The organism is Kitasatospora sp. NPDC023176, from assembly GCF_055560495.1.
Window position 1 is genome coordinate 16,663 of the sequence record NZ_JBVHIP010000057.1, and the last position, 23,068, is coordinate 39,730.

19 protein-coding genes are annotated in these 23,068 nt (G+C 66.3%); 9 read left to right on the forward strand and 10 right to left on the reverse strand.

Translation table 11 applies throughout. The features are described from left to right. Positions 1-5 precede the first annotated feature (5 nt). The 7 genes from ACZ3YL_RS40040 to ACZ3YL_RS40070 all read right to left on the reverse strand — a co-directional run bounded on the left by ACZ3YL_RS40040 (position 6) and on the right by ACZ3YL_RS40070 (position 9,438). Positions 6-1,913 (reverse strand): hypothetical protein, encoded by a 1,908-nt coding sequence (locus ACZ3YL_RS40040; protein WP_465662559.1) that lies wholly within the window; start codon positions 1,911-1,913, stop codon positions 6-8. A 41-nt stretch (positions 1,914-1,954) separates the two neighbouring features. Continuing rightward, complete coding sequence (locus tag ACZ3YL_RS40045) at positions 1,955-3,217, reverse strand: MFS transporter (RefSeq protein WP_465662561.1); 1,263 nt, start codon at positions 3,215-3,217, stop codon at positions 1,955-1,957. Further along, complete coding sequence (locus tag ACZ3YL_RS40050; protein ID WP_465662563.1) at positions 3,214-4,428, reverse strand: cytochrome P450; 1,215 nt, start codon at positions 4,426-4,428, stop codon at positions 3,214-3,216. Before ACZ3YL_RS40050 ends, ACZ3YL_RS40045 begins: the two co-directional genes overlap by 4 nt. After that, positions 4,425-6,236: a non-ribosomal peptide synthetase gene (locus ACZ3YL_RS40055; RefSeq protein ID WP_465662565.1), complete on the reverse strand. Its 1,812-nt coding sequence runs from the start codon at positions 6,234-6,236 to the stop codon at positions 4,425-4,427. Before ACZ3YL_RS40055 ends, ACZ3YL_RS40050 begins: the two co-directional genes overlap by 4 nt. 36 nt (positions 6,237-6,272) lie before the next feature. Then, positions 6,273-6,971, reverse strand: coding sequence for a guanitoxin biosynthesis heme-dependent pre-guanitoxin N-hydroxylase GntA (gntA, locus tag ACZ3YL_RS40060; protein ID WP_465662567.1), 699 nt, complete (start codon positions 6,969-6,971; stop codon positions 6,273-6,275). 79 nt (positions 6,972-7,050) lie between these two features. Beyond that, complete coding sequence (locus ACZ3YL_RS40065; RefSeq protein WP_465662569.1) at positions 7,051-8,289, reverse strand: ATP-grasp domain-containing protein; 1,239 nt, start codon at positions 8,287-8,289, stop codon at positions 7,051-7,053. Between the two features lie 129 nt (positions 8,290-8,418). Next, the gene (locus tag ACZ3YL_RS40070) at positions 8,419-9,438 is read right to left on the reverse strand and encodes an amino acid--tRNA ligase-related protein (protein WP_465662571.1); all 1,020 of its coding nucleotides are present in this window, start codon (positions 9,436-9,438) and stop codon (positions 8,419-8,421) included. An 892-nt stretch (positions 9,439-10,330) separates the two neighbouring features. Here ACZ3YL_RS40070 and ACZ3YL_RS40075 point away from each other — a divergent pair. The 9 genes from ACZ3YL_RS40075 (at position 10,331) to ACZ3YL_RS40115 (ending at position 18,453) form a co-directional block, all read left to right on the forward strand. Continuing rightward, positions 10,331-11,329 (forward strand): TauD/TfdA family dioxygenase, encoded by a 999-nt coding sequence (locus ACZ3YL_RS40075; RefSeq protein WP_465662574.1) that lies wholly within the window; start codon positions 10,331-10,333, stop codon positions 11,327-11,329. Positions 11,330-11,489: 160 nt separating this feature from the next. After that, on the forward strand, positions 11,490-12,332 hold the full coding sequence (locus ACZ3YL_RS40080) for a class I SAM-dependent methyltransferase (RefSeq protein ID WP_465662575.1): 843 nt from the start codon (positions 11,490-11,492) through the stop codon (positions 12,330-12,332). Further along, positions 12,325-13,080 (forward strand): class I SAM-dependent DNA methyltransferase, encoded by a 756-nt coding sequence (locus ACZ3YL_RS40085; protein WP_465662576.1) that lies wholly within the window; start codon positions 12,325-12,327, stop codon positions 13,078-13,080. Before ACZ3YL_RS40080 ends, ACZ3YL_RS40085 begins: the two co-directional genes overlap by 8 nt. Beyond that, positions 13,077-14,081, forward strand: coding sequence for a S66 peptidase family protein (locus tag ACZ3YL_RS40090; protein WP_465662578.1), 1,005 nt, complete (start codon positions 13,077-13,079; stop codon positions 14,079-14,081). The genes ACZ3YL_RS40085 and ACZ3YL_RS40090 overlap by 4 nt, the downstream gene beginning before the upstream one ends. After that, entirely contained in the window at positions 14,078-14,755 is a 678-nt protein-coding gene (locus tag ACZ3YL_RS40095) for an SDR family oxidoreductase (protein ID WP_465662580.1), read from the forward strand. Before ACZ3YL_RS40090 ends, ACZ3YL_RS40095 begins: the two co-directional genes overlap by 4 nt. A gap of 38 nt (positions 14,756-14,793) precedes the next feature. Further along, the gene (locus ACZ3YL_RS40100; RefSeq protein ID WP_465662582.1) at positions 14,794-15,840 is read left to right on the forward strand and encodes a phytanoyl-CoA dioxygenase family protein; all 1,047 of its coding nucleotides are present in this window, start codon (positions 14,794-14,796) and stop codon (positions 15,838-15,840) included. Positions 15,841-15,851: 11 nt separating this feature from the next. After that, positions 15,852-16,769, forward strand: coding sequence for a phosphotransferase (locus ACZ3YL_RS40105; protein WP_465662584.1), 918 nt, complete (start codon positions 15,852-15,854; stop codon positions 16,767-16,769). Next, a complete protein-coding gene (locus ACZ3YL_RS40110) occupies positions 16,766-17,305 on the forward strand; it encodes a hypothetical protein (protein ID WP_465662586.1) in 540 nt (179 codons plus the stop codon). The genes ACZ3YL_RS40105 and ACZ3YL_RS40110 overlap by 4 nt, the downstream gene beginning before the upstream one ends. Then, entirely contained in the window at positions 17,302-18,453 is a 1,152-nt protein-coding gene (locus ACZ3YL_RS40115) for a hypothetical protein (RefSeq protein WP_465662588.1), read from the forward strand. Before ACZ3YL_RS40110 ends, ACZ3YL_RS40115 begins: the two co-directional genes overlap by 4 nt. A gap of 76 nt (positions 18,454-18,529) precedes the next feature. On the opposite strand, the gene leuS is transcribed toward ACZ3YL_RS40115, so the two are convergent. The 3 genes from leuS to ACZ3YL_RS40130 form a co-directional block, all read right to left on the reverse strand. Continuing rightward, a complete protein-coding gene (leuS, locus tag ACZ3YL_RS40120; protein ID WP_465662590.1) occupies positions 18,530-21,415 on the reverse strand; it encodes a leucine--tRNA ligase in 2,886 nt (961 codons plus the stop codon). 572 nt (positions 21,416-21,987) lie between these two features. Next, entirely contained in the window at positions 21,988-22,527 is a 540-nt protein-coding gene (locus ACZ3YL_RS40125; protein ID WP_465662592.1) for a 2'-5' RNA ligase family protein, read from the reverse strand. A 173-nt stretch (positions 22,528-22,700) separates the two neighbouring features. After that, the gene (locus ACZ3YL_RS40130) at positions 22,701-22,892 is read right to left on the reverse strand and encodes a hypothetical protein (RefSeq protein ID WP_465662593.1); all 192 of its coding nucleotides are present in this window, start codon (positions 22,890-22,892) and stop codon (positions 22,701-22,703) included. Positions 22,893-23,068 lie beyond the last annotated feature (176 nt).

Sequence of the window (23,068 nt, forward strand, 5' to 3'; positions counted from 1 at the left end):
CGGTGTCACCTTTCCTTGGGAACGATGGCAAACCTTCGTCCGCCGAGGTGGACGGCGCCGGACGCGATCACGATCACCCGGCAGAAATGCTGGTGATAGGGGAAGGCGTCGTCGTTGACGTGCATCTGCGTCGACACGAGGACTTCGTCGGTACTTCCGGGCGTCACGCGCACTTCCTCGGGGTCGGGCACGTCGACTCCCTGGAAGTACTGCCCGTGCAGGAACCAACCGATGGTGAGGCGGTCGGTCCTCCAGCCGGCGGGCCCCGGACGCAGCCGAACTGTCCCGTGCACGTCGTCACCGCGACGCCACACCTCGGGTATCTCGATCAGGGGCACCTGGAGCTGAGGGTCGGCGGGAGCGTCCCAGACGTGGCTGCACCGATAGCAGAACGCGGCCGTGCGAGAGCTCCACGGCTTGCCCGGGCTGTCGCCGACCAGTTCCTCGACCGTGGCGCCGCAGTAGGGGCACGGCGTTTTCGAGGCGTGGACCCGGGTGGTCAACGCCGGCTCCCAGATGCTGTCGAATCCGGAGTAGGTGGCCGAGGTGTAGTCGATGAGCTCGGCCGCCGCCGCCATCTGCGCCCGAGCCAGCACCTCCGGGTCGGGCGCGGACAGGGCCTCCAGATCGGCCACGCCGGTCTCCAGCGCCGTCGAGCTCAGGCCGAGGCCGAGGAGGCTCCGCAGCAACTGCTGCGGAGTCGCTGACGTGTCGTGCCCGGATGCCGGGCTCGCGGCCACGGTAGCCACGTCGAGACCGGCGGAGCGTGCGGAGTCGGCCTCGCTCTGCTTCAGGGCCGCCTCGTCGGCCGGCTCGACACCACCGGCCACCAGCCAGGGAAAACCGAGCAGGGCGAAATACGGGAGCTCCTCCTCCGTGTCCACCGCGAGCCGGTTGAGGGTGGCGACGACCTCACCCAGCGGGGCTCCCGCGTCGCACATACGGTGGAAGGTCTCGGTGGCCCAGTCCGTCGTGTGCGAGGGGAACATGGGGCCGATGGCGGCCGCGGCGTGGCCGGAGCTGAGTGCGTTGGTCAGCAGGAACTGGCGGGGCGCGCTGCCGGCATGGGGACGCCAGCTGAGGCAGGAGTTGGTGAAGACGACTTCGGCCCTGACCGATCTCGCCTCGATCACGTCGTCCAGGCTCACCCCCGGCAGGAAGCACGTGCCCTCGAAAGCACAGTGCGGAGCCGCGCCCTCGCCGAGTTCGAGCCACTGCCGACGTGATTCGTGATCGCTGCCGCACAGGACCGTGTCGTTGAGCAGCGCCGCGTGCTCCCGCCCGGACGAAGTGATCGACAGGAACGTCGCACTGTCGGCGATGACCGCCTGGTGCACCGAGTTACGCGTGACCTGCGCCCCGGCGAGGACCAATGCGTCGGCGCCCGTGAGCGGACCCGCAGCGAACGGGGTCAGGACCACGTGCTTGCGTGTGGCCGGCGGACGGTGCCCCGACGCGAGGTTCTTCGCGATCAGCCAGGCGAGCTGTTCCAGATCGCCCGCGGTCAGGAACCCGAGCCGGGGTACCCGCCCGTCCGGCCTGTTCCTGCACGCGTTGACCTGATCGACGACCGCCAGAGCGTCCTCGACGGACACCTCGTCGGCGAGAGCGACGAGGAGCACGTGTGCGGCCTGGTCATCCAGGACGAGGTGGTCGCCCGGGTGGTCGGCCGGCAGGGTGACGACCGTTCCGTCGAAGCGGGTCGCCAGCGCCTCGGCGACGGGAACGGCGGGCGAACCCGCGACGCACGCGACGCGGAGCTGGGCAACGGGGCGGGACCTGCCCGGCATTCCGAGCGGGGCGTCGATTCCTGTGCCCGCGCCACGCAGCATCGGGAACGCGTCGGGATCCGCGAGCTCGCGGACGTACGTGTCGAGCTCCTGGTCTTGCGGGAGCGTGCTCACCTGGGTCATCGGGACCGGCGGCCTTCCTTCTTGGGTCCGCGTCGGGCGACTCACGTCCGGACCTCCGCGGGGTTACGTGGTGAGGCTTGATCTCCCGTTTGGTCTCCCCGGAACGCCGGCACGGCGCACACGATCGCAGCGAGCAGCGCCACGATGACGGCGGAGACGACCATGACGGGCACGGGGCCCGCGGCAGCGGCCGCGGGAACGGCGAGGAGCAGGCCGAGTGGTCTGAAGCCGTAGGAGACGAACCCGTCGAGTGCGGATACCCGCCCGAGCATCTCGCTCGGCACTCGCTGCTGCATCGCGGTCTCCCACAAAGTGTTGAAGATTGCGAGCGCGACACCGTAGACGAACATGCCCACCAGGGCTATCGGGAGGGGGGCACCCGTCGCGAGAAGGATCAGGCCGGGCGCGACGCCGAGCGCGGTCGCCGAGTACGCCGCCAGCAGCTGGCGCTTCGGGGCGAAGCGGGTGGAGGCGAATCCGCCGGCCAGCATGCCGAGCGAGCTCGCGAGGAGCAGGGCGGACCAGCCGGAGACACCGTCGTAATGCTGGATGGCCAAGAGCGGCCCCAGGACGGGCAGTACGCCAAGCACCAGCATCTGGAACATTCCGGCGTTGGCGAGCCCGGCGACCAGCCATGGCGTGCGCGCCACCTCCTTGATCCCGGCCACGAAGTCGGCGGTCCACGAGTTGCCGGGCACGGACACGGACGCCTGAATCCCGCGGATGCGCGTCAGGAGCACGGCGCTGGTCAGGAACGTCAGGGAATCGGCGAACAGCGCGGCACCGGGCGAGGTCACGCTCACCAGGAGGCCCGACAGGGGGAATCCGAGGATGCCGACCGATGTGAAGGTCATGGACAGGCCGGCATTGGCGTTCTGGAGTTCGCGGCCCGATGCAAGGCCGGCCATGACCTTGCGAGTCGCCGGTATGTAGAGTGCGGCGGCTGCCCCGTTGACGGCGAACAGCACCGTGAGCTGCCATGCCGAAGGGGTGCCGACGACGATCAACGTCCCGATCGCGGCCTGGGTGCTGAAGGCCACGAGGTCTGCGGCGATCATGAGGGGCCGAGGCGGGAAGCGGTCGACCGCCACGCTGCCGAACAGGAGGACCGCCACCTGGGAGATCGTGCGTGCGGCGAGGACGAGCCCGGTGAGGAATCCGCTCGGGTCCAGCGCGATCATCGCGAACGGGATCGCCACGAGGGTGAGGACATCGCCGAATCCGCTGACCCCCTGCGAGAGCAGGAGGAAGCGATAGGCGGACTTGGGCGCGGGGCCCTTCGTCTCGGTCATCTCGTCGGTCATGTCACACGCACCGGGAGTGAGGTGAAGCCGCGGATGAAGTTGGACTGGAGCCGTACGGGCTCACCGTCCGGGACCAGCCGCACGCCTTCGAGTTCCACGACCGCGCGCAGGACCGTCTCGAGCTCGGCCAGAGCAGGCGTCGCCCCCACGCAGCGATGGATGCCCACGCCGAAGGCCAGGTGGCCCGTGGGCTTCCGGTCGAGGCGTAGCTCCAAGGGCTTCTCGAACTCCGCAGGGTCCCGGTTGGCGGAGTAGATCCAGAGCAGCACGGTCTGGCCGGCCTTGATCGTCGTGCCGTGCATCGTCCTGTCACTAGTGGCGACGCGCTTGACGTAGGCGGCGACGGAGGTGAGCCGCAGCATCTCCGTGATGGCGTTCGGCACGAGATCGGGATCATCGGCCAGCGCCGAGTAGGCCGACGGCTCCTGCATCATGAGCAGCAGCGACCCGGACGCCGTGTGGGCGGACGTCTCGTTGCCGCCGAACACGAGGTTGACGAGGTTGTAGAGCACCTCGTTCCGGGTGAGCGTGCCGGAACGCTCGGCGTCGAGGAAGTGGCTGAGTGCGTCGTCACGGGCCGCTGCGGCACGTCGTTCCTCGAGGATTTGGTCGAGGAACCCGAGCAGCTCTATCTGTGCCACGGCCCGTCGGGTCTCTTCGGGCATGGAGAAATCTGACAGCGTCTCGTCGCGGTAGCCGACGACGGCATCGGTGAGGTCAACGACATGACGGGCGTCGGACTCGCCGATGCCGAGCAGCGTCATCAGTGCGGCGACAGGGAGCTGACGCGCGATGGACCGTGCGAAGTCGCCACCGCCGTCGGCCATCATGACGCCGAGTTCGCGGGCAAGCAGGACCTGGAGCCGCTCGCGGATCCGCTGGGTCATCGCGGGGCCGAGGGCTCCGAGGAACACACGACGGAAGTAGCGGTGCTCCGGCAGGTCGCTCGCCACGAGCATCTTGCCCCTGGCGGAGTCCTGGTCCGTGCCGAAGGAGCTGCCCATGATGGCGCCGTCGAGCGAGCTCAGCCAGTTATGGTCGCGGTAGTAGGCGGAGACGTCAGCGTAGCGCGAGATGTTCCAGAAGCCCTCGCCCGGTCCACCGTCGTTCCAGTAGACAGGCTGCTTCTCGCGCAGATACTCGAACACCGCCTCGGGAGCGTCGGATCGGAAGAGATTCGCGTCGCTGAGATCAGGAATGGACGGCGTCATCGCGTCGCACGCTCGTCGATCAGGTGGGACAGCGCGGCGAGCGTCTTCTCCTGAAGGAGGTCCTTAAAACCGAGGTCGACCGCGAGCTCCGTCTTGATCATCTTGTTGAGGCGGAACAGCAGCATCGAGTTGCCGCCGAGCCGGAAGAAGTCGTCGTCGAGCCCCACGGGGGAGACGCGCAGGAGCCTGCTCCATATGGCCGCCACACGCTTCTGCGTCTCGCTGACGGGCGGGGTGAAGGAGGACAGGCGCGCACTCTCGGCCAGGGCGAGCATGCGCATCTCGTGCACATCGCGCTTTCCGTGGTCGGTGAAGGGAAGCCGGTCGACGGTGACGAACGAGTGCGGGACCAGGTACGAGGGGAGCCGGGACTCGGCGAACGCCTGCACGTCGGCCACGCTTGCACCCGCGGTCAGCACGATGATGGCGACCAGGGACGGCTCGACCGCCTGCCGGTCGACGATCAGCACGGCGTCGTCGATGGACTTGTGCTCGAGCAGGACCCGCTCAATCTCGACCGGGTCCACCCGGTGACCGCTGATCTTGACCTTGTTGTCGCGCCGGCCGACAAACTCGAGCCCGCTGTCCCGCTGTACGAGGATGTCCCCGGAGCGATACGTCGCGACCTCGGTGTCTCCGATCACGGCAGTCCCGAAGACGACGGCGTCCTCTGCGGGACTGTCCTGGTAACCCAGGCTCACGCCGGGGCCGGCGATGATTGCCTCGCCGGGCGTACCGAACGCCACGGGAAGCCCCGTCTCGTCCACCAGCTCGATGGAGCAGCCGTGCAGTGTCTCACCCAGGGGGATGCTCGGCCGGTCCACGTCGGCCGGGCTGACAGTGTGGATCGTGCACGCGGTCGTGATCTCGGCGGGCCCGTAGAGGTTGTACAGCGTTCCCGGGAAGCCCCCGTCGTACAGCTTGCGTACCGACGAGACGGCGAGCACGTCGCCACCGACCCCGAGCACACGCACGCCGCTGAACGCCTGGGCGTCCGCCTCAATGATGTGGTTGAACGCCATCGTGGGCACAAGGAGCGCGGTGATCTTGCGTGAGGTCAGCTGCCGCTGAATTCCGGCGGCGAGCATCTGGGGTATGTGCGGCAGCGTGACCAGGGTCGCGCCGGTCGCCAGGGCACGCCACATCTCGTAGTGGAAGGCGTCGAAGGACAGGCTCGAGATCTGGCCCATGCAGTCGTCGGTACCGAGGGCGGGCAGCGCGTCGTTCAGGGCGAACCAGGTCAGGCCGGCGTGACCCAGCACGATGGCTTTGGGCTGACCCGTCGATCCGGAGGTGAAGACCAGGGCCGCCGGATCCGCGGAGGACGGCGAACCGAGGCCGTCGGCGTCCGCGGAGGCGACCGGGAGATTCTCGGGATCGAGCACGAAGAGGTGCGAGTCCCCGTCGATCCGGTGGACGAACGAGCTCGACACGATGACGAGGCTCACACCGGCCCGGGAAAACATCTCCTCGCGACGGTCATCGGGATCACGGGGATCCGCGCATACGTAGACCCCACGCGCCTTGAGGACGGCAAGCAGGGCGACCGGCACGATGGCCGAGCGCTCGAGGAACAGGCCGATGCGGTCGCCGGGCTTGACCCCGGCGTCCACGAGGCTCAGCGCGATGTCGGTCGACAGCCGGTCGAGTTCCCGATACGTGTATTCCGTCCGGTCGTCGCGGGACGCGTTGCGGTCGGGATGAGCAGTGGCGGTTGCGGACACGACCTCGACGAGGGTCTGCGGTGCCGGCATGACTGCGGCTGGGGCCGCCTCGGCGGCGGGGCGGGCGGATGCCTGGTCTACCACGGGGGCGTCCTCATATCAGTCTCACGAATGTCGGTTTCAAAAGGCGATGTGGTCGGTGCTGCTCGGTTGCCAGCCAAGGGGAATCCATCCGGAGTACTGCGGTGCCTCGGTGGCGTGGCCGAAGTCGGTCAGGGTCGGATTGGCTTCGGGCTGCAGTCTCCGCTCACGCTCCCGGATCCGCTTCTTCATCGGCTCGTAGACGCCGCGGGTCCGGAGCCGGTTGAACTGCAGATGGGAGTTGAACACGAGGCCCGCTCCAGGTGACCGGCGGGCGAGCCGGTCGGACCGAGGGTGGAGGCCCAGGACGAAATATGCGGTCTCGGCGGCGGAGATGGCGAACCAGGGAGAGCGCAGGTCGGAAGAGGAGCCCGGTGCCTGCCGGTGACCCTGGGCCCGGTCGATTCGGCAGAGCGACCGCATGCTTGCCCACAGCTTCTCGTGGAAGCCGGCTGCGTCGCCGCAGTCGTCCTCGAAGGTGAACAGGAGACTCATGAACTCACTGCCCTCCTCGGCGACGAGGGGGCTGACGTCAGTGAGAGCGGAGTGCATCGTGCGCACTGCGGACTCATCGGACATCGAGCTCAGCGGAACGTGGTGCAGCAGCCCTTGGCGCAGGCTTGAGGATCCTCCGGTGCAGGCGAACGACCGCCCGGATATCCAGTCCGCCCAATCAGCAGGGAGCGGCTGTGTCCCCGAGATCTCCTGGGACGAGGAGCCCCTGACTTCCTTGGACACACAACCCCTTCCGATGTTCGTTGCGAGTGCATCCTCACCGGACGCGCCGACCCTGCTGATGTCCGACGACCCCCGAGGGTCATGTCGTGGCGATGCCGATCGTCGTGTGGGACGTCTCCAGGATCCGCAGCACCTCGTCGTGGGTCGGCGCGGTGCCGAGCATCAGGACGGTCTCGCCGAAGGTCCCCATGTCCACCGACACGACGTCTCCCGGGTGCTTGAGCACGCGGATCGCCTCGACACCCGGGTGACGCCCCATCTCTTCGACGCCGCGAATGCCGACGATCGTCCCTTCGACGTCGGGGTAGACGGAGATGTGATAGCTGACGGCGTCGGAGTCGATCCGCGCCAGTTCCTGCCGCATCACGTCGTGCCGGCCCAGCGCGATGGCGTACGCCGCCCTGATGAGGGCTCCAGGATGGCGCTGACAGAGCAGGCTGTCGACGAGCCCTCCCAGTCTGCCGTTGACCTCGATGACGGTGGGTCCCTCGGATGTCAGCTTCAGCTCGGTGTGGCAGAGGCCGTTCTGCACACCGAGGGCCTCGATTGCCTTCGTCGCCTCGGCGAACGCCTCCGCCCTGACGGCCTCGTGGAGGTTGTCGGGGAAGAACATGCCCGTCTCGCGGAAGGGCGGCGTGATGGGGAACCGTCCGGAGACACCCAGGTGGGTGGGAATGCCGTCGACCACGGCCGACTCGACCGAGATGTAGTCGCCCCATTCTGGTCCGGCGACGTTGGCGTCACCGGGGAGGATCGATTCGAGGATGAACGTTTCGCCTGAGAGCCCCTGGGCAGCCAGCTGGCCCAGGCGCGTCAGCAGCTCGCCCGGTCCCGCAATCGGATAGGTGTGGCGGCTGCCGTATCCGGCTCTCGGCTTGAGGATGGCTGGGAACTCGATGTCGCCGAGTCCCGGCGTCGCGGGTTCGTCGACCGGGACGAGGAAGCCGGGACCGCGCGAGCCTCGCTCACGGAGCCGGGTCCGCTGGAGGAACTTGTCTCGCAGGAGCCTGGCTGCCGCTGACCCGACCGAAGGCAGCGACAGCGCTTCGGCCAGCTGGGCCGCCGGCTCGATGCCGGGGTCCGCGAACGACACGATGCCGTCCGGCCGACCGATCATGTCCAGGAGGGCGAGCGGCTCCCCTCGGGTAAACTCGTGGACCGGCGCTATCTCGTGCAGCAGATCGAGATGACCGGCGACCTCGGCGGAGCCCTTCGGCACCGCGAACGACAGGTCTGCGATTCCCTCGGCGTTCGACAGGAGCTCGAGCGGCGATGCGGATCCGCCGTCGAAGACGACGACCAGATGGGGAAGAGTCACCGGAGGCCCCACCCTGCAGTCCGGGCGCGCACCGGATCTCCGTACGACCCGGAAGTACGCGACATGGTCATGGCGGAGCCTCGCCTTCGTGAGCGGCAGTGAGTGTGTTCAGGAACAGTTGACGACCCGTCAGGGAAGGATTCCGACGCCGTTCTCACGAACGAAGATCTGGAAGTCACGGATGTCCGTCTGCTGGGTGACCCACATCAGCAGTCGCTCGACTCCGAGGCCGAAGCCGCTGGTCAGCATCGGCGCGCTGTCCTTCATCGCGACGTACCACTCGTACTCGTTCTCGGCCACCTCGTGCATGCGCAGCGCGGAACGCACCGACTCGCCGTCGACGTGGCGCTGGCCCGCGCCAACGACTTCGCCGGGGCCGAAGAGCAGGTCGGCGTTGAGCGCGTGTCCCTTGCCGTCGTTCGCCTGGTAGAAGGGCACGGAGCGCTCGTCGAAGTGAGTGATCCACACGAACTCGCCGCACAGCTCCATGAGCTTGCGCTCGCCCGCGCGGGTGAGTCCCTTGAAGCCCAGATCCGGGTCGGTCGTGACCAGATCCGGGTCGCCGCCGAGCATGTCGATCGCTTCGTCGAGCGTGAGGCCCCGGAAGGGTGTGGGGTCGTCGAGGCGGGCGAAGTGGTCCAGCGAGCCGGCGGCCTTCTCGATCTCCGGGCCGCACTGGGTCCTCAGACGCAGGAGGATGTGCCGTATGTACTCCTCGACGACGACCTGAGTGTCGGCGAGGGTGCCGGGGAGCTCGGCCTCGCTGTGGAAGAACTGGCACAGGTGGGTCGAATCGGACGCCTCTCCCCGGAAGGCGGGCATCATGTAGTAGGCGCCTGCCTCGCTGAGGCGGCAGAGGTATTCGAGTCCGAACTGCATGGAGTCGGCGAGATATGTCGACACATCGAACATCGAGACCGAAACCGGCGACGAATCGCTGCCCAGACCCATCGGCGACGAGATCGACCCGGTCGTGATGGGGAGGTGCCCGAAGCGGACTCCGCGCGAACTCCAGAACTCCACCGTCGCTGAGGTGATGCAGTCCTGAAGTTTGACGACGAGTGGGTACCACTCGCCCTGGAATGCCTTGAGGTAATGAGTCTCCGGGTCCTGCCAAGTGTGGGGAGGAACGATGTATTCGTCGGGCATGTTTCAAATCCTCCCAGATGGGTTCCAGAGCACCTGCGAACGTTGGTCCCTGCGACCTGGAGGCAGTCCTGACCAAAGTCGGAAGGTCGCGAAATCTCGGACATTCGTTTCATCAAGACTTGCAGCGACCTCATCGCCGCACCGCGAGAGTACGTCGACGTGCCTCCTGTCGCAGCATCAAATCCCATACACCACGTGAAGTTGGGGATCATACGATCACAACAGCAGTCGAATGGCAACCAGTTGTGGGAGTGTGCGAACGCACCGTGATCGGGACATCTTGGTCGATCACGGAAGTCCACGAGGAGCCGGTGTCCAACTCTGGTACCCCCCACGGTCAGACGCCGTGGGCGACCGGGCGTGGGAGGCCGAGCGTGCCGAGCCGCCCCGGTTGCCGAACGTAGTCCGTCAATCCAGTGGCGATCGAAGGTGCATCGCACTACCGTCAGGCATCAGCGGGTTCGCCACCCGCGGATCCAGGTTCGGACGACCTCGTGGGCTTCGCGCCGGCTGCGACTGTAGACATATCAGGTATCGTCACGAAGCTTGCGCCGTAAGCGACTTGGTGCGCCAAGGTCGGTCCGTGGGGGGAGTCGGCGGCGACGCCGGAGGAGCGCTGCGGCGAAAAAGGGGGGCTTCACATTTGCGTCCCACTGAGCCATGCTGGCGATCTAGACGGGGTGGCGGGGTGGCGACCGGGGGACACCTCGATTGGTGTGAGCATCGCGGTGGTGGATCCGACGCGGTCGCACGATGACGATGCGATCGAACGTTCTTCGAGGGCTCTCGCGACCCATGGTTCAAACCTTCGTTCGGCTGCCTGACCTGTCCTTGACGGCGCGTCTGTCTTGACGTTGTTGGGGCTGCAGCAAAGAATCCAATGGAGACCTGAATGTTCGGTGAAGTAGCCTATCCGCGCTCACGCGTCTGGAATAAGAGCACTCTTGAAGAGGCCGACTGGCTCGTACAGGTCCCCGCTCCGGTTTTCCATGAGCTGCTCGACGTTCAGGCCAAGGTCCGGATCAACGGCTCCGGTCCCGTGTATGTCTCGGAGAAGGAGTCCGAGCGCATAGGGAGCTTCCTTCGGGGCGTCGCGGATGAGAAGGTGATCTCAGGGCGCGGGTTTGCTGTTCTCCGGGGGTGGCCGATTTCCGGGATCGAGGACATCGACTCGGGCGTCATCAAGACCATCAGTCCGTTGCTGGGCCCCGTGTTCGAGCAGCCGACGGCCCGGGACGGAGCCATCGGCATGATCTCCCAAGAGATGACCGCGAAGGTCCTGGCAGCCGTGCGTGGAGACGCTGGACCTGAGCCCGAACTCGGATCGAATCTGTCGGTCGAAGCCCAGGCCATGCACACTGACAACGCCAGCGCCCAAGAGGGCGAGACGCCTGGCGGCCGGCCGGACATCGGCATCCTCGGACTGCTCTGCATGAAGCAGGCTCCCGAGGGCGGCGAGTCGGTGCTGGCTAGCGGGCCAGCGGTGTACGAATGGCTCGCCGCGAACCGCCCCGAATACCTTCGTGTTCTCTGCGAGAAGCGATGGTGGGGTGGACGGCCGACGGAAACACTGAAGGACGGGCCTTTTGTCGAGGACGCCATCTTCAGAAGCTATGCGGGAAAGCTGGTGACGCGCTTCAGTATCGGCTCGATCGAGCGTGGGCGCGATTTTCACCCGGGGATCGTGACGGCAGAGGAACAAGAGCTGATCCGCGACCTTCCGAATGTCATCGAAGAGGCCGGCCTTGCGGCGGAGCTGGTGCTTCAGGAGGGCGACCTCTTCCTCCTTGACAACACGGCGATCCTGCACGGCAGGAGAGGGTTCGTCGACAGTGTCCAGCTCGAAGAGCGGCGCCGACTTCTGCGATTGTGGATCAAGTACCAGGATTGAATTCGGTGATCGACAAACCCTTGTCGCACGGTGCTCTCGTCGAGTAAATTCCGAAAAAGACTCGCAGGCGAACTCTCCTGGATTTCACCGGGTAAAGTCGTCCTCAGTTAATCAACTTCCATTCATTCCCTATCGGTGAGGAAATATTTCCATGGCGCTCATGACTGACGACCAGTTCGAAGAGTTCTTCGAGCCCTACGCCGGCAACGTGCAGGGTTTCTACGAAGCGCCCTTCTGGACCTTCTCGGACGCGCTGGTGCGTGCGCTCATGGACAAGCACCTGGGTATCAAGCCCGGTGAGCACATCCTTGACGCCGGTGGCGGTACCGCTCGTTGGGCGCTGTGGGCCGCGGAGCACTTCGATGTGGACGTCACCGTCGCCGACAAGTCGGAGAAGATGGTCGAGGAGGCGCTCAAGAACGTTGCCGAGTCGCCCTTCGGGAAGCGTGTCACCGTGGTGCACTGCGATCTCGAAGACGCCCCCATGCTGGCGGATGAGTCGTTCGACGCCGCCATCTCGACCTACGGCGTGCTCAGCTTCCTCGACCAGCCGCGTGCGGCGTTCGACACCCTGGCGCGCGTCCTCAAGCCGGGTGCTCAGGGCATGTTCATGTCCCACTCGCTGTCCAACGCGATCCACTCGAAGCTGAGTCGGGACGGCGTCACGCCCGAGGAGCTCGAGACCCTCCAGAACGAGAGCATCGTCCGTTGGGCTCCGCACGTCCCGCCGCTGCGCGTGTTCTCCGCGGCCGACCTGCAGGACCTCGGAGAGCAGGCGGGCTTCGAGGTTCCCCGCGTGTACGGTGTCCCGCTCTTCACGTACCCGGGTCCCGAGGACTTCGGCTACCCCTACGAGAAGCTCAGCCTCGTGTCCCAGTCGCTCCAGGACCAGAAGCTCTTCAACGCCGCGCTGGCGGCGGAGCTGAAGGCCTCGGAGCGTCCGGAGTGGGCCGACCGCGGTGTGAACCTGATGGTCCACGTCCGCAAGCCCGCCAATGGCTGAGGCTCAGGTCGGCGTCGAGGCGCCGTACGCGGAGCTGGCGCGCGTATACGACCGGTGGACGGCCGAGAACCCGTACGACCGGTGGGCCGAGTTCGTCGAGCAGCGGCTGAAGCAGCACGGAGTCAGACGCGTCGTGGATCTGTGCTGCGGTACGGGCAGCCTGACGCGGCTCCTTCGGGGGCGTGGCTTCGACGTCACGGGGATTGACGGGTCCGAGGGGATGCTCGCCCAGGCCCGTGCGCTCGACGGCGAAGGCTCGGACTACCTGCTGCGGACCCTTCCGTCCGCCGATCTCGGTGGCACGTATGACGCGGCCTTGTGCACGTTCGACAGCGTCAACTACATGGCCGGCGACGGTGAGCTCTCCGAACTGCTTCATGGCGTGGCGAAGGCCCTGAGGTCAGGCGGGATCTTCATCTTCGACGTCAACACCCAGACGAAGATCGAAAAGATATTCGGCTCGTCGCACTTCGGTGACGATCTCGATGATTTCGCCTATGTCTGGCGCAATCGTTACGACGCGTCGACCCGCAGCATCGAGTTCCTGATCACGCTGTTCACGCGAAACGAAGACGGAAGCTTCACTCGCGGAACCGAGCATCACCGTCAGCGGTGGTTCACCGAGGACGAGCTCAAGGCTGCCTGTGCGGAATCGGGACTTCGCGTCGTGGAGGATCTCGATGACTACACCGACCGTGGCGTAACTGCGGAGACCATGCGACGCTGTCTCGTCCTGGTCAAGGAATGACCGGCAATCTGCTCTATCCCGCGCCGCTTCGGTCCGGTGACACCGTGGCGATCGCCTCACCGGCGAACCAACCGCCGCCAACACCCCAGCGGATTCGCCGCGGGGTCTCCTTCCTCCGCGAATCAGGGTTCGAGGTTCGCGTTCCCGAAGGAGCGGCCAGCTCGGAGCCTCGGTCCCCGGCACAACGCGCGGAAGAGCTCAACGCTCTCTTTGCCGATCCTTCCGTGCGTGCGATCGTGACCAGCATCGGTGGCTACAACAGCAACGCCCTGCTGCCATTGCTGGATTTCGACGCACTGCACCGGGACCCGAAGTTCGTTGTCGGCTACAGCGATATAACCGCTCTTCACCTGGGAATTCTGAGCCAGGCTGGAGTCGTCTCGCTGCACGGCCCGACCCTGCTGCCGGAGCTCGCGGAATTCCCGGTGCCACAGCCCGTGTCGGCACAGGAGATGCTCCGGTTTCTCACCGGAGCCTGGGAAGGTGCCCTGCCCCAAGTGCCAGCCTGGACCGATGAGTTCCTCCAATGGGACCAGGACGATGTCCGGCCCCGTCGGATGACGCAGGGTCCGGACCAGCGATGGGCGGGCACGGGGAGGGCGTCCGGCCCTCTGGTCGGTGGCAACCTCGAGACCATCGAGGCACTGCTCGGTACGCCGTATCTCCCGAGTCTGACGGGTGCGATCCTGTTCTGGGAGACCTGCAGCACGTCGCTCGGACTCGTCGAGCGTTCGCTGGACCACCTAGAGCAGGCGGGCGCGCTCGCCGACCTCGCCGGCGTCGTCGTGGGTCGCACCTTCCGTGCGTCGCCCGACTTCGCGATCGGTATCGAGCAGACGGTGTTGCGCCGACATGGGGGCAGCGGGATCCCTGTGGTCCTCAACGCCGACATCGGGCACACCGATCCCATGCTCACCCTGCCGATCGGCCACCAGGCGACGCTGGACGCCGATGCCCGCGAACTCGTGCTGGCGCGCCGGCCCGGCGAGGCAACCCCATGAGGTCCGCAGTCGTCGTGGGAGGTCGCCGCGGACTCGGCAGAGAGGTGGCCGAGCAACTGGAGCAGGCCGGCTGGTCCGTCGTGCGCACAGGGCGTTCACGGTCCGACCTTCGGTCCGCGGACGGGCGTCCTCGCGACTACGAGCCGCTCGAGCTGCGCGATGACGACTCCGTGGAGCGCCTTGCCCAGGCCCAGGCAGCACGCGGCACGGGCCTGGACCTCCTCGTCATCAGTGCCGGGGGAGCGGCACTGGGCGACATGACCGAGCTGGATCCCGCGACGTTCCTGGCGATGCTCGACGAACACGTGGTCGGGACCTATCGCCTGGTCCGGCGGTTCCGCTCCCAGCTGGCTGCCGCCCAGGGACACGTCATCGTGATCCTGTCGCGGATGGGGAGCCGTCCACGACCCCACGGTTACGGGTACGGGACGGCGAAGGCGGCGTCGGGCTTTCTCGCGCAGTGCCTGGCCATGGAACTGGAGCCAGACGGGATCCGACTGAACTGTGTGAGTCCGGGAGCGATGGACACCGAAATGTTCCGCACGGCCTTCCCCGACCGTGATCCGGCCACCGCCCTGGACACCGGGGATGTGGCGCGGATGGTCATCGCTCTGACGATGCCGGAGTTCCACCACCTGTCAGGTGCCGTCATCGACATCCCGCGACCTCGTTGAGTAGATCTCCTCAACGCTGCCCGAGGGGGCTGACATTCATGAATGACCAGCAGCACATCACGACTTTCCACGACTCCAGTCCGGATCTCGACGACTGCGGAAAGCTGCTCGGCAGGTTGCGCGAGGCCGGCTATCTCTTCCTGCGTCAGGTCATGGATCCCGGGCTGCTCGCACGCGTACTTGCCGACTTCACCCGGCCGATCGCCGAGAACGGCTGGTTCCTCGGCGATCCGGCCGACCGGCGGGCCGACCCGTCCAAGTTCACCGTCGAGCCGCAGCAGGAGTACCGGCGCGTCTACCACCAGGCGTACCGTTCCGAGGCATTCCACAGCGTGGGCCACTCGGTTCGTGACAGTCTCCTCGAACCCCTCCTGGGCGAGGCCGCGCTCATCCATCCTCGCCCCATCGGCCGCATCGTCTTCCCGGTCTCCAGCGATCCCCGGGGGATGGACTTCACCACGCCGGCCCATCAGGACTTCGTGTCCGTGCAGGGCTCGACCCAGACATACACGTGCTGGGTGCCCCTCCACGACGTCTGTTGGGCAGACGGTCCGCTGGCCATCGCCGAAGGCTCCCACCGTTCCGGCGTACGACCGAGCGCCCCCGCTCGCGGTACCGGCGGCACGGTGATCGAGGACGTCCCGGACGAGGACTGGCGAAGCGCCGAGTTCCAGCGCGGCGACGTCGTCATCTTCAACTGTCTGACGGTCCATCGCGGTCTGCCCAATCGGTCCGACCGGTTCCGGATGTCGACCGACTTCAGGTTCCAGCCCTTCTCCGACCCGATCTGCGACCGCAGCCTTGTGCCGTCCACCTCCGCACTCGCGTGGGACGAGCTCTATCTCACGTGGGAGAACGAGGCGCTGAAGTATCACTGGGACCGGCCGGAGCTGCGGACCGTCCCGTTCGACTTCCGCTACGAAGAAGAACGAAACCGTCAGGCCATTGAGTACGCGAAGCGTGGTGACACGCGAGCGATCTCGGCGCTGCAGCGTATGGCTGTGCACGACCCGGAGCCGGCACGTCGCGAGCTCGCCGCGGAGCTGCTCATGTCCCTGCACGAGGCCTCTGCGGTCCCGGATTGACAAGGACCGACATGAGAACCGAACTGACCCACGACCGTCCACCGACCGATCTGGTCCGCCGTGTAGAGGAACTCATCGGCCCCGTCCAGGGCTGGCAGAGGGTCATGCGCGGCTATACCAACGCCGAACGATGGCTGGCAGTCACCTCCGAGGGTGCCCCCTGTTTCGTCAAGGCGGCCACGGAGGAGCTCACGGCCCGATGGCTCCGCGACGAAGCAGCGATCTACGAGCGCATCGACGGGCCGTGGCTGCCGCAGGTGATCGCGTGGGATCCGGGCGGAAGCCACCACCCGATCCTTGTTCTCGAAGGAATGCACGACGCGCGGTGGCCCCCGCCATGGGATGACGCCGCGATCGGCCAGGTCCTTGAGACCCTCGACTCGGTCCATGCCATCGAACCCGACTTCCCCCTCCCACTCCTTGGGGCCGACACCGAGTTACGCCGTGGTTGGGAACTGGTAGCCGAAGACAGAGCTCCGTTCCTCTCCTGCGGTCTGGTCACTCCCGGCTGGCTGGAGCGGTCCTTGCCTGCGCTGAGCAATGCGGCGGCCGCGGCGTCGTTCGACGGAACCTCGCTCCTGCACCTCGACATCCGCAGCGACAACCTGTGCTTCGCGGCCGACGGTGTCCGGATCATCGACTGGAACTGGGCCGCGATCGGCAATCCGGCCTTCGACGTCTGTGCGTGGCTCCCGAGCCTGCGACGCGAGGGCGGCCCGCTGCCCGACCAGGTGATGCCTGGGCAAGGAGAGTTCGCGGCCTTGCTCGCTGGCTTCTGGTGTTCGCAGATGGGCCTCCCCGAGACAGACACCGCTTCGGGCCGTCGGTTGCTCCAGCGCGACCTCGGGAGGATCTCACTCGACTGGGCCAGGCGTGAGCTCGGACTCGAGCCGCTGGACGGCATGGCCGACGACATGGAGCACTTGTGACCGGAGAGATGGGCCTATCCCGCGCCGATAATCACGGGATGGGCCTGCGACGGGTCGATCCGCAGGAGTGGGCGAACCAGCGCGGCATGCACGAAGCGCTCAGAGCGGCGGGCTGGGAACGCTCCTCGGCCCCCCTGATTGCACCGTGGTCCGACAACCACTGCACGTTCGTCGGTATCTCTGTCCCGGCCGGCCCGCGCCTGGGACCCCGACAACTACTGACGACCGCGTCCGGGTGCACCAGCGCCTTCTCGGTTCGCACCGTGGGACTCGACTTCCAGCTCGTGCCCGGGGAGCGGCTGCGCCGGGAGCGACTTCCGCTGGCGGTGTACTCCATCGGCGAAGCCCTCGGAACGGACGGAACGATCGAGTACGACGTGCTGCTCGCGGAGGCATGGTCGCGGCCGGAGCGCTCTGCGGCCGACGACCTCATGACTGTTCTCGAATCCTCCCGTCGGCAGGTCGTGCACGAGACCATCGACCTGACGCCGATGCTGCGGCGGGTCCGGATTTGTGCTTGGAGGGCTGGGCGATGATCCCCGAGGTGAGTCGGAAGATCCCCTCATACCGGAGACGACTGATCGCCGCCGGTTATCTCAGTCGCCATTCCCTCGGCGCCGGCTACACCAACCTCACCGGCGACGGTCTCGAATTGACCGAGCGCCTCATGGCGAGGTTCCACGATCTCGTCGCCGCGCATTGGCCCGTCGACTGGGTGGCGCACGACGGGGTGATGGCCGACAGAGCCAGACTCAACGTTGCCCTCGGGATGTCCGAGAATTTCGACTGCTATCTGCTGGAGGACGGCCGGCCGACGCTTTTCGATCTCAACCTCGCGCACCTGAGTTGGCTGCGTGAAGCGGCTCTGGACCGGACCGCGCGCGCCGTCGTCTCCGCGAGCGGAATCTATCGGCCGGTCGCGAGTACGGAGCCCTTGATCCGTGATGAGCACATTGCGCCGTTCATGGCCATGCACCTCGTGCTCCCCCGCGCGCAGCTGACCGAGGCATGGGTGGCCGTGGAGGACATCCTCGCGGGCATTGCTGCCGCGATTGGTGCCCCTCTGCTGCTCGCCGAGCAGCCTCCTCCACCTCACTACGCCGATCGATGCCTCGCGGCGCTCATGCCCGATCCGCGGGACTCGCTTGAGCCGTGGTCCCTGGCCTACGAGCTCGGGTCGGAGTTCCTCGGTCACCTCGATGCGCCGGACACCGCAGTCCTCGAGATCGGGATCTCGGGACGTCTGCTGGCCTTTCTGGCCCAGCTTCAGACGAATCTCGCCGCGGCGTTCGGGAGCACCGTAGCTCCTGCGCAGATCCACGTTCGCGGCGGCGACGACTTGCAGGCCAGCTCCACCACCACCGAACTGCGCTGTCGACCTGTGCACAAGTCAGCCCCCGCCGGCGCGTTGGCCCCGGTGTTGTGGATGCCCGTGCAGAACAAGGCGGCGCTTCTGGTGGAGGACTACGCACACTGGTACCAGGTCGACGACGGTCAGCAAGGCCTGCGCGAGATGCTCCGCCGAGCCGACAGGCTACTCGTCGGACGCGCTGCGGGGCGGCTGGACGACATCATCCAGAGCGGTCATGAGATAGAGCGTCAGGCCAGTCGTGGGTCAGTCCGTGTCGTACGAGCTCACGATCCGGGTCTCGTCGGCCGGCATCTAGCCGTACGGCGGAGGTAGCCCCGAGGCATATGTGCAGAAGCGCGAGGGGGTGGGTGACCGGAAGGATTTCGGTCCCCCACCCCCTCGCACTGTGTCAGATGACGATGTTCACCAGCTTCGGTGCACGCACGATGACCTTGCGTACCTCGGCGCCCCCTAGCGAGGCCACTACCGCGGCCTCGGACATGGCGAGAGCGCGCAGCTCCTCTTCGCCGATCTCGGGCGCCACCTGGAGCCGGGCCCTGTTCTTGCCCTGGATCTGGACCACACAGGTGACCTCGGGCTCACGCAGGTACAGCGGATCGGCCCCAGGGAACGGCTGACGAGCCAGCGACGAGGTGTACCCCAGCCGCTGCCAGAGTTCTTCGGCGATGTGCGGGGCCAACGGAGCCACGAGCAGCACCGCCTTCTCGGCCACCATGCGCGGCGTGGTACCACGCTTGACCAGGAAATTGGTCAGCCCGATGGCCTTGGCGACCGCAGTATTGAAGCGCAGTCCGGCCATGTCGGCCGCGATTCCGCTGATGGCCCGGTGCAGTGCCCTGAGCGTCTCGGTGTCGGGCTCTTCGTCGGTGACTACGGTCTCGCCAGTGCGCTCGTCGACGATGGTGCGCCACAGCCGCTGGAGGAACCGGTGAGACCCGATGATCGCCCGGGAGTCCCAGGGACGAGAGGCGTCCAGCGGGCCAGTCGCCATCTCGTACAGCCGCAGCGTGTCAGCGCCGTACTCCTCGCGGATTTCATCCGGCGAGACCGCATTCCGCAACGACTTGCCCATCTTGCCGGCTTCCCGGCTGACCTGCTCGCCCTGCCAGTACCAGCCGCCGTTGTGCTCCTCGACCTCAGCCGCCGGCACCGGGAAACCGCGGCTGTCCCGGTACACGTGGGCGGTGATCATGCCCTGGTTGACGAGCCGGTGGAACGGCTCACTAGACGAGACGTGCCCGAGGTCAAACAGCACCTTCTGCCAGAAGCGCGCGTACAGCAGATGGAGCACGGCCTGCTCGGCTCCGCCGACGTACAGGTCGACTCCACCGTGCGGCTTGTGCTCCGAGGGCCCCATCCAGTAGGCCTCGTTCTCGGGGGCGACCATGGCCTGCTGATTGTTCGGGTCCACATAGCGGAACTGGTACCAGCTCGAACCCGCCCAGTTCGGCATCGTGTTGGTCTCGCGTCGATAGCGCCGCAGCCCATCGCCTCGGCCGAGGTCAAGCTCGACTTCAACCCAGTCGACGGACCGCGACAGGGGCGTCTCAGGGGTGCTAGCAAGGTCCTCGGGGTCGTAGGTGCGCGGTGCGTAATCGTCAATCTCCGGAAGGCGGACGGGCAGCATAGACTCGGGCAGCGCATGGGCGACGCCGTCCTCGTCGTAGACGATCGGGAATGGCTCCCCCCAGTACCTCTGCCGGCTGAACAGCCAGTCTCGCAGCCGGAAGTTGATCGTGCTCTCGCCGACGCCATGTTCCGTCAGCCAGACAGTGATCCGCTTCTTGGCCTCGGGAACGGTCAGCCCGTTCAAGGAAACGGACGCCGCGGCAGAGCCGATGACCCGTGCGTCATGGGAGGCCATGGCGTCTTGCCACTCAGCCGGGTCGGTGCCACGTCCGTCGGAGGGCTCCACCACACAGCGCATCGGCAGCGCGAAGGCGCGGGCGAACTCGAAGTCACGCTGATCATGTGCAGGCACGGCCATGATGGCGCCGGTGCCGTACCCCGGGAGCACGTAGTCGGCCAGGAAGATCGGCACCAGCTCCCCGTTGACGGGGTTGCGTGCATACCGTCCGACGAAGACACCGGTCTTGTCGCGATCCTCGGCCTGGCGTTCCAGCTCTGACTTCCTGGCGGCCTGCCTCCGGTACGCGGCGACGGCCTCGGCGGGAGTGGCGTACCCGCCAGTCCATGCGTCCGACACCGGCGACTGTTCCGGCCAGGCGGCGGGCACCAGTTCGTCTACCAGGTCGTGCTCGGGAGCCAGCACCAGGTACGTGGCGCCGAACAGAGTGTCGGGGCGCGTGGTGAACACACTGATCGAGCACTCGAGGCCGTCCACCGCGAACTCGACTCGTGCACCCTCGGAACGACCGATCCATCCGCGCTGCTGAAGCTTGATTGCCTCGGGCCAGTCCAGCCCGTCCAGGTCGTCCAGCAGCCGGTCACCGTAGGCGGTGATGCGCATCATCCACTGGCGCAGACGTGAACGGAAGACTGGGAAGTTGCCGCGCTCCGACCGACCGTCAGCGGTGACCTCCTCGTTCGACAGCACCGTACCCAGGCCGGGACACCAGTTGACTGGCGCTTCCTTGGAATAGGCGAGCCGGTACTCACTGAGCACCTCCTCCTTGTCGAATGCGGACAGCTCTGCCCAGGCCCGGCCACCCGGCACCTTGCACTCCCCGCGCTCGAAGCGCTTCACCAACACATCGATTGGCCTCGCCCGGCCTTCCTCCGGGTCGTACCACGAATTGAAGATCTGCAGGAAGATCCACTGTGTCCAGCGGTAGTAATCCGGGTCGATCGTCGTGATCGAGCGCCGGTAGTCGTAGGACATGCCCAAGGAGCGAAGCTGGTCACGGTAGCGCGCGATATTGGTCTCGGTCGTCACCCGCGGATGGGTGCCCGTCTGAACGGCATGCTGCTCGGCCGGTAGTCCGAATGCGTCGTACCCCATGGTGTACAGGACGTTCTTGCCGCTCATCCGCTGAAAGCGCGCATAGATGTCGGTTGCGATGAACCCGAGAGGATGTCCGACATGCAGACCTGCGCCGGATGGATATGGGAACATATCCATGATGAAGCTGCGCTCGGGGTCGGCGTCGCCTGCCAAGTTCCCTGAGGGATTGGCGGCACGGAAGGTGCCCTCCTTCTCCCAGCGCTGCTGCCATTCCAGCTCGATGCGGCTGGCCAGTGCGGCCGTGTAGCGGAACGGCAGCGCGCTGCCGTCTTCAGGGTGCCCATGACTGCCTGAAGTCATGTCGCTCATCGTCCTGTATCTCCATCTGGTCCGGTCGGGCCTGGCCCCGACTCGCGTGGACGCGGGTACGCGTGCGAGCGGGCGCTTGGCAAGAGGAAAAGAGAGAGCCCCCATACAAGGGGCCCTGGCCGCGCCGAATCCGGGTGTTGTGCAATGACTCCGGGACTGCTCAGCGCGGCTCGGTAAGCCTCAGTCGCAACGTATACACCCGGAGAGACTAACCTAACCTTGCTGTCCTGGCTGGGGTGTTGGGGTGTGGGCCTCGATTCGTCAGGTGTACGTAGTCACTGACTGTATGAGTGTTTGCCCGTAGTGTCCGACTATCGTGTGGGTCGAGTGGTCAAGACCGATGGGTGGGCGTGACCACGGAAGGCGACGGATGGCTGACCAGTGGCCTTGCCCGGCGGTGTGCAAGCGGACAGCCGGTCCCGTTGTCTCTTCAGGTAGATCCAGGCGGCCTGGCCGGGAGTTTGACGAACACCTTCGTGCAGCCGGCCCGCTCCAGCGCTACCAGCTGGCTGGCGAGCTCCTGCTAGGCCATCGAGCAGCGCGCGTACCCAGCAGGAGTGGACCACCCGTCATCACTCCCGCCGGAGCGGGAATGATGCCCGTTCCCGCCACATCGTACCGTCGTGAACCACGAGCTCTATGGATGAGATGCGAGCGGTGACGGGCAGCAGGGCGGCGACGGCAGCCTCGATCTCGCCCAGCACGTTGTCGTCCTCGTGATGAGCCACGGTCAGGTGCGGAACGATATCCGTGTACCGGCCGCCAAACGGCGGGTTGTCCGGCCATCGCTCGGTGATCGTCTGCGTCAGTCGTCGCAGCTGCCCGTCGGGCTCGGGGACGAGATACAACATCCCGGGAAACCGCCCGCACGACCCGAAGCGAACGTCGAAGGCGCGATGGCCTTCGAGAACATCTTCGATGGCAGCACGGACGAGGCTGTCCACGCGAGCCTGCTCAAGGAAGGGGAAGTGCACCGTCACGTGTGCTGGAACGCCTGCCCACGCTGATGGATCAAGTTGTTCGCGCCATGATCGGACGACCACTTCTGCCTCGGGGACCTTGACGATCAGTCCGGTCTGGCCTGCCTGAAACCTGCTGGAGCTGTCTGCCATGGGCAGCATGCTTCCATCCGACCGATGCATAGGCGTCCGACTTGCTGATCGACCGCAGCTGATCAGCAGGTTCCGGCATTCAACACGCAAGCCACCGACGCGCTGTCATTCCTCGTGAACATCCGCAGCACTCAAGATCGCCAACTGCTGCCCGAAGTGCTGACTAATCGCTGCTACTTCACGTGAACGAAGCAACTGACATCGACGTCCAGGCGGGCGTCGTAGTCGCTGGGGGTGATGCCGAGTTCATGGGTGGAGTACTCGCCCAGGATGTTCAGGTTGGCATGCCTGTGCGGGGAGAGCCGGGCGACGTCCTCGTCCAGGTCGTCGTGTTCGGGGAGATCGACGAGCTTCCTGGCCCACAAACGCTTGCTCCGGCGCCCAGTTGCGCTGCGATAGCAGCAGTAGCATCCGACTCGAGCTCCGGGCCCTGCCCGCTGACCAGCGCAGCGAACTCGTATCCGAAGCCGTCTTGAAGTCGCACCGACGAACGGGTTCGAGTGCATCCCGGCTCCAGATTCTTGGAACTCGCGCGCTTCGC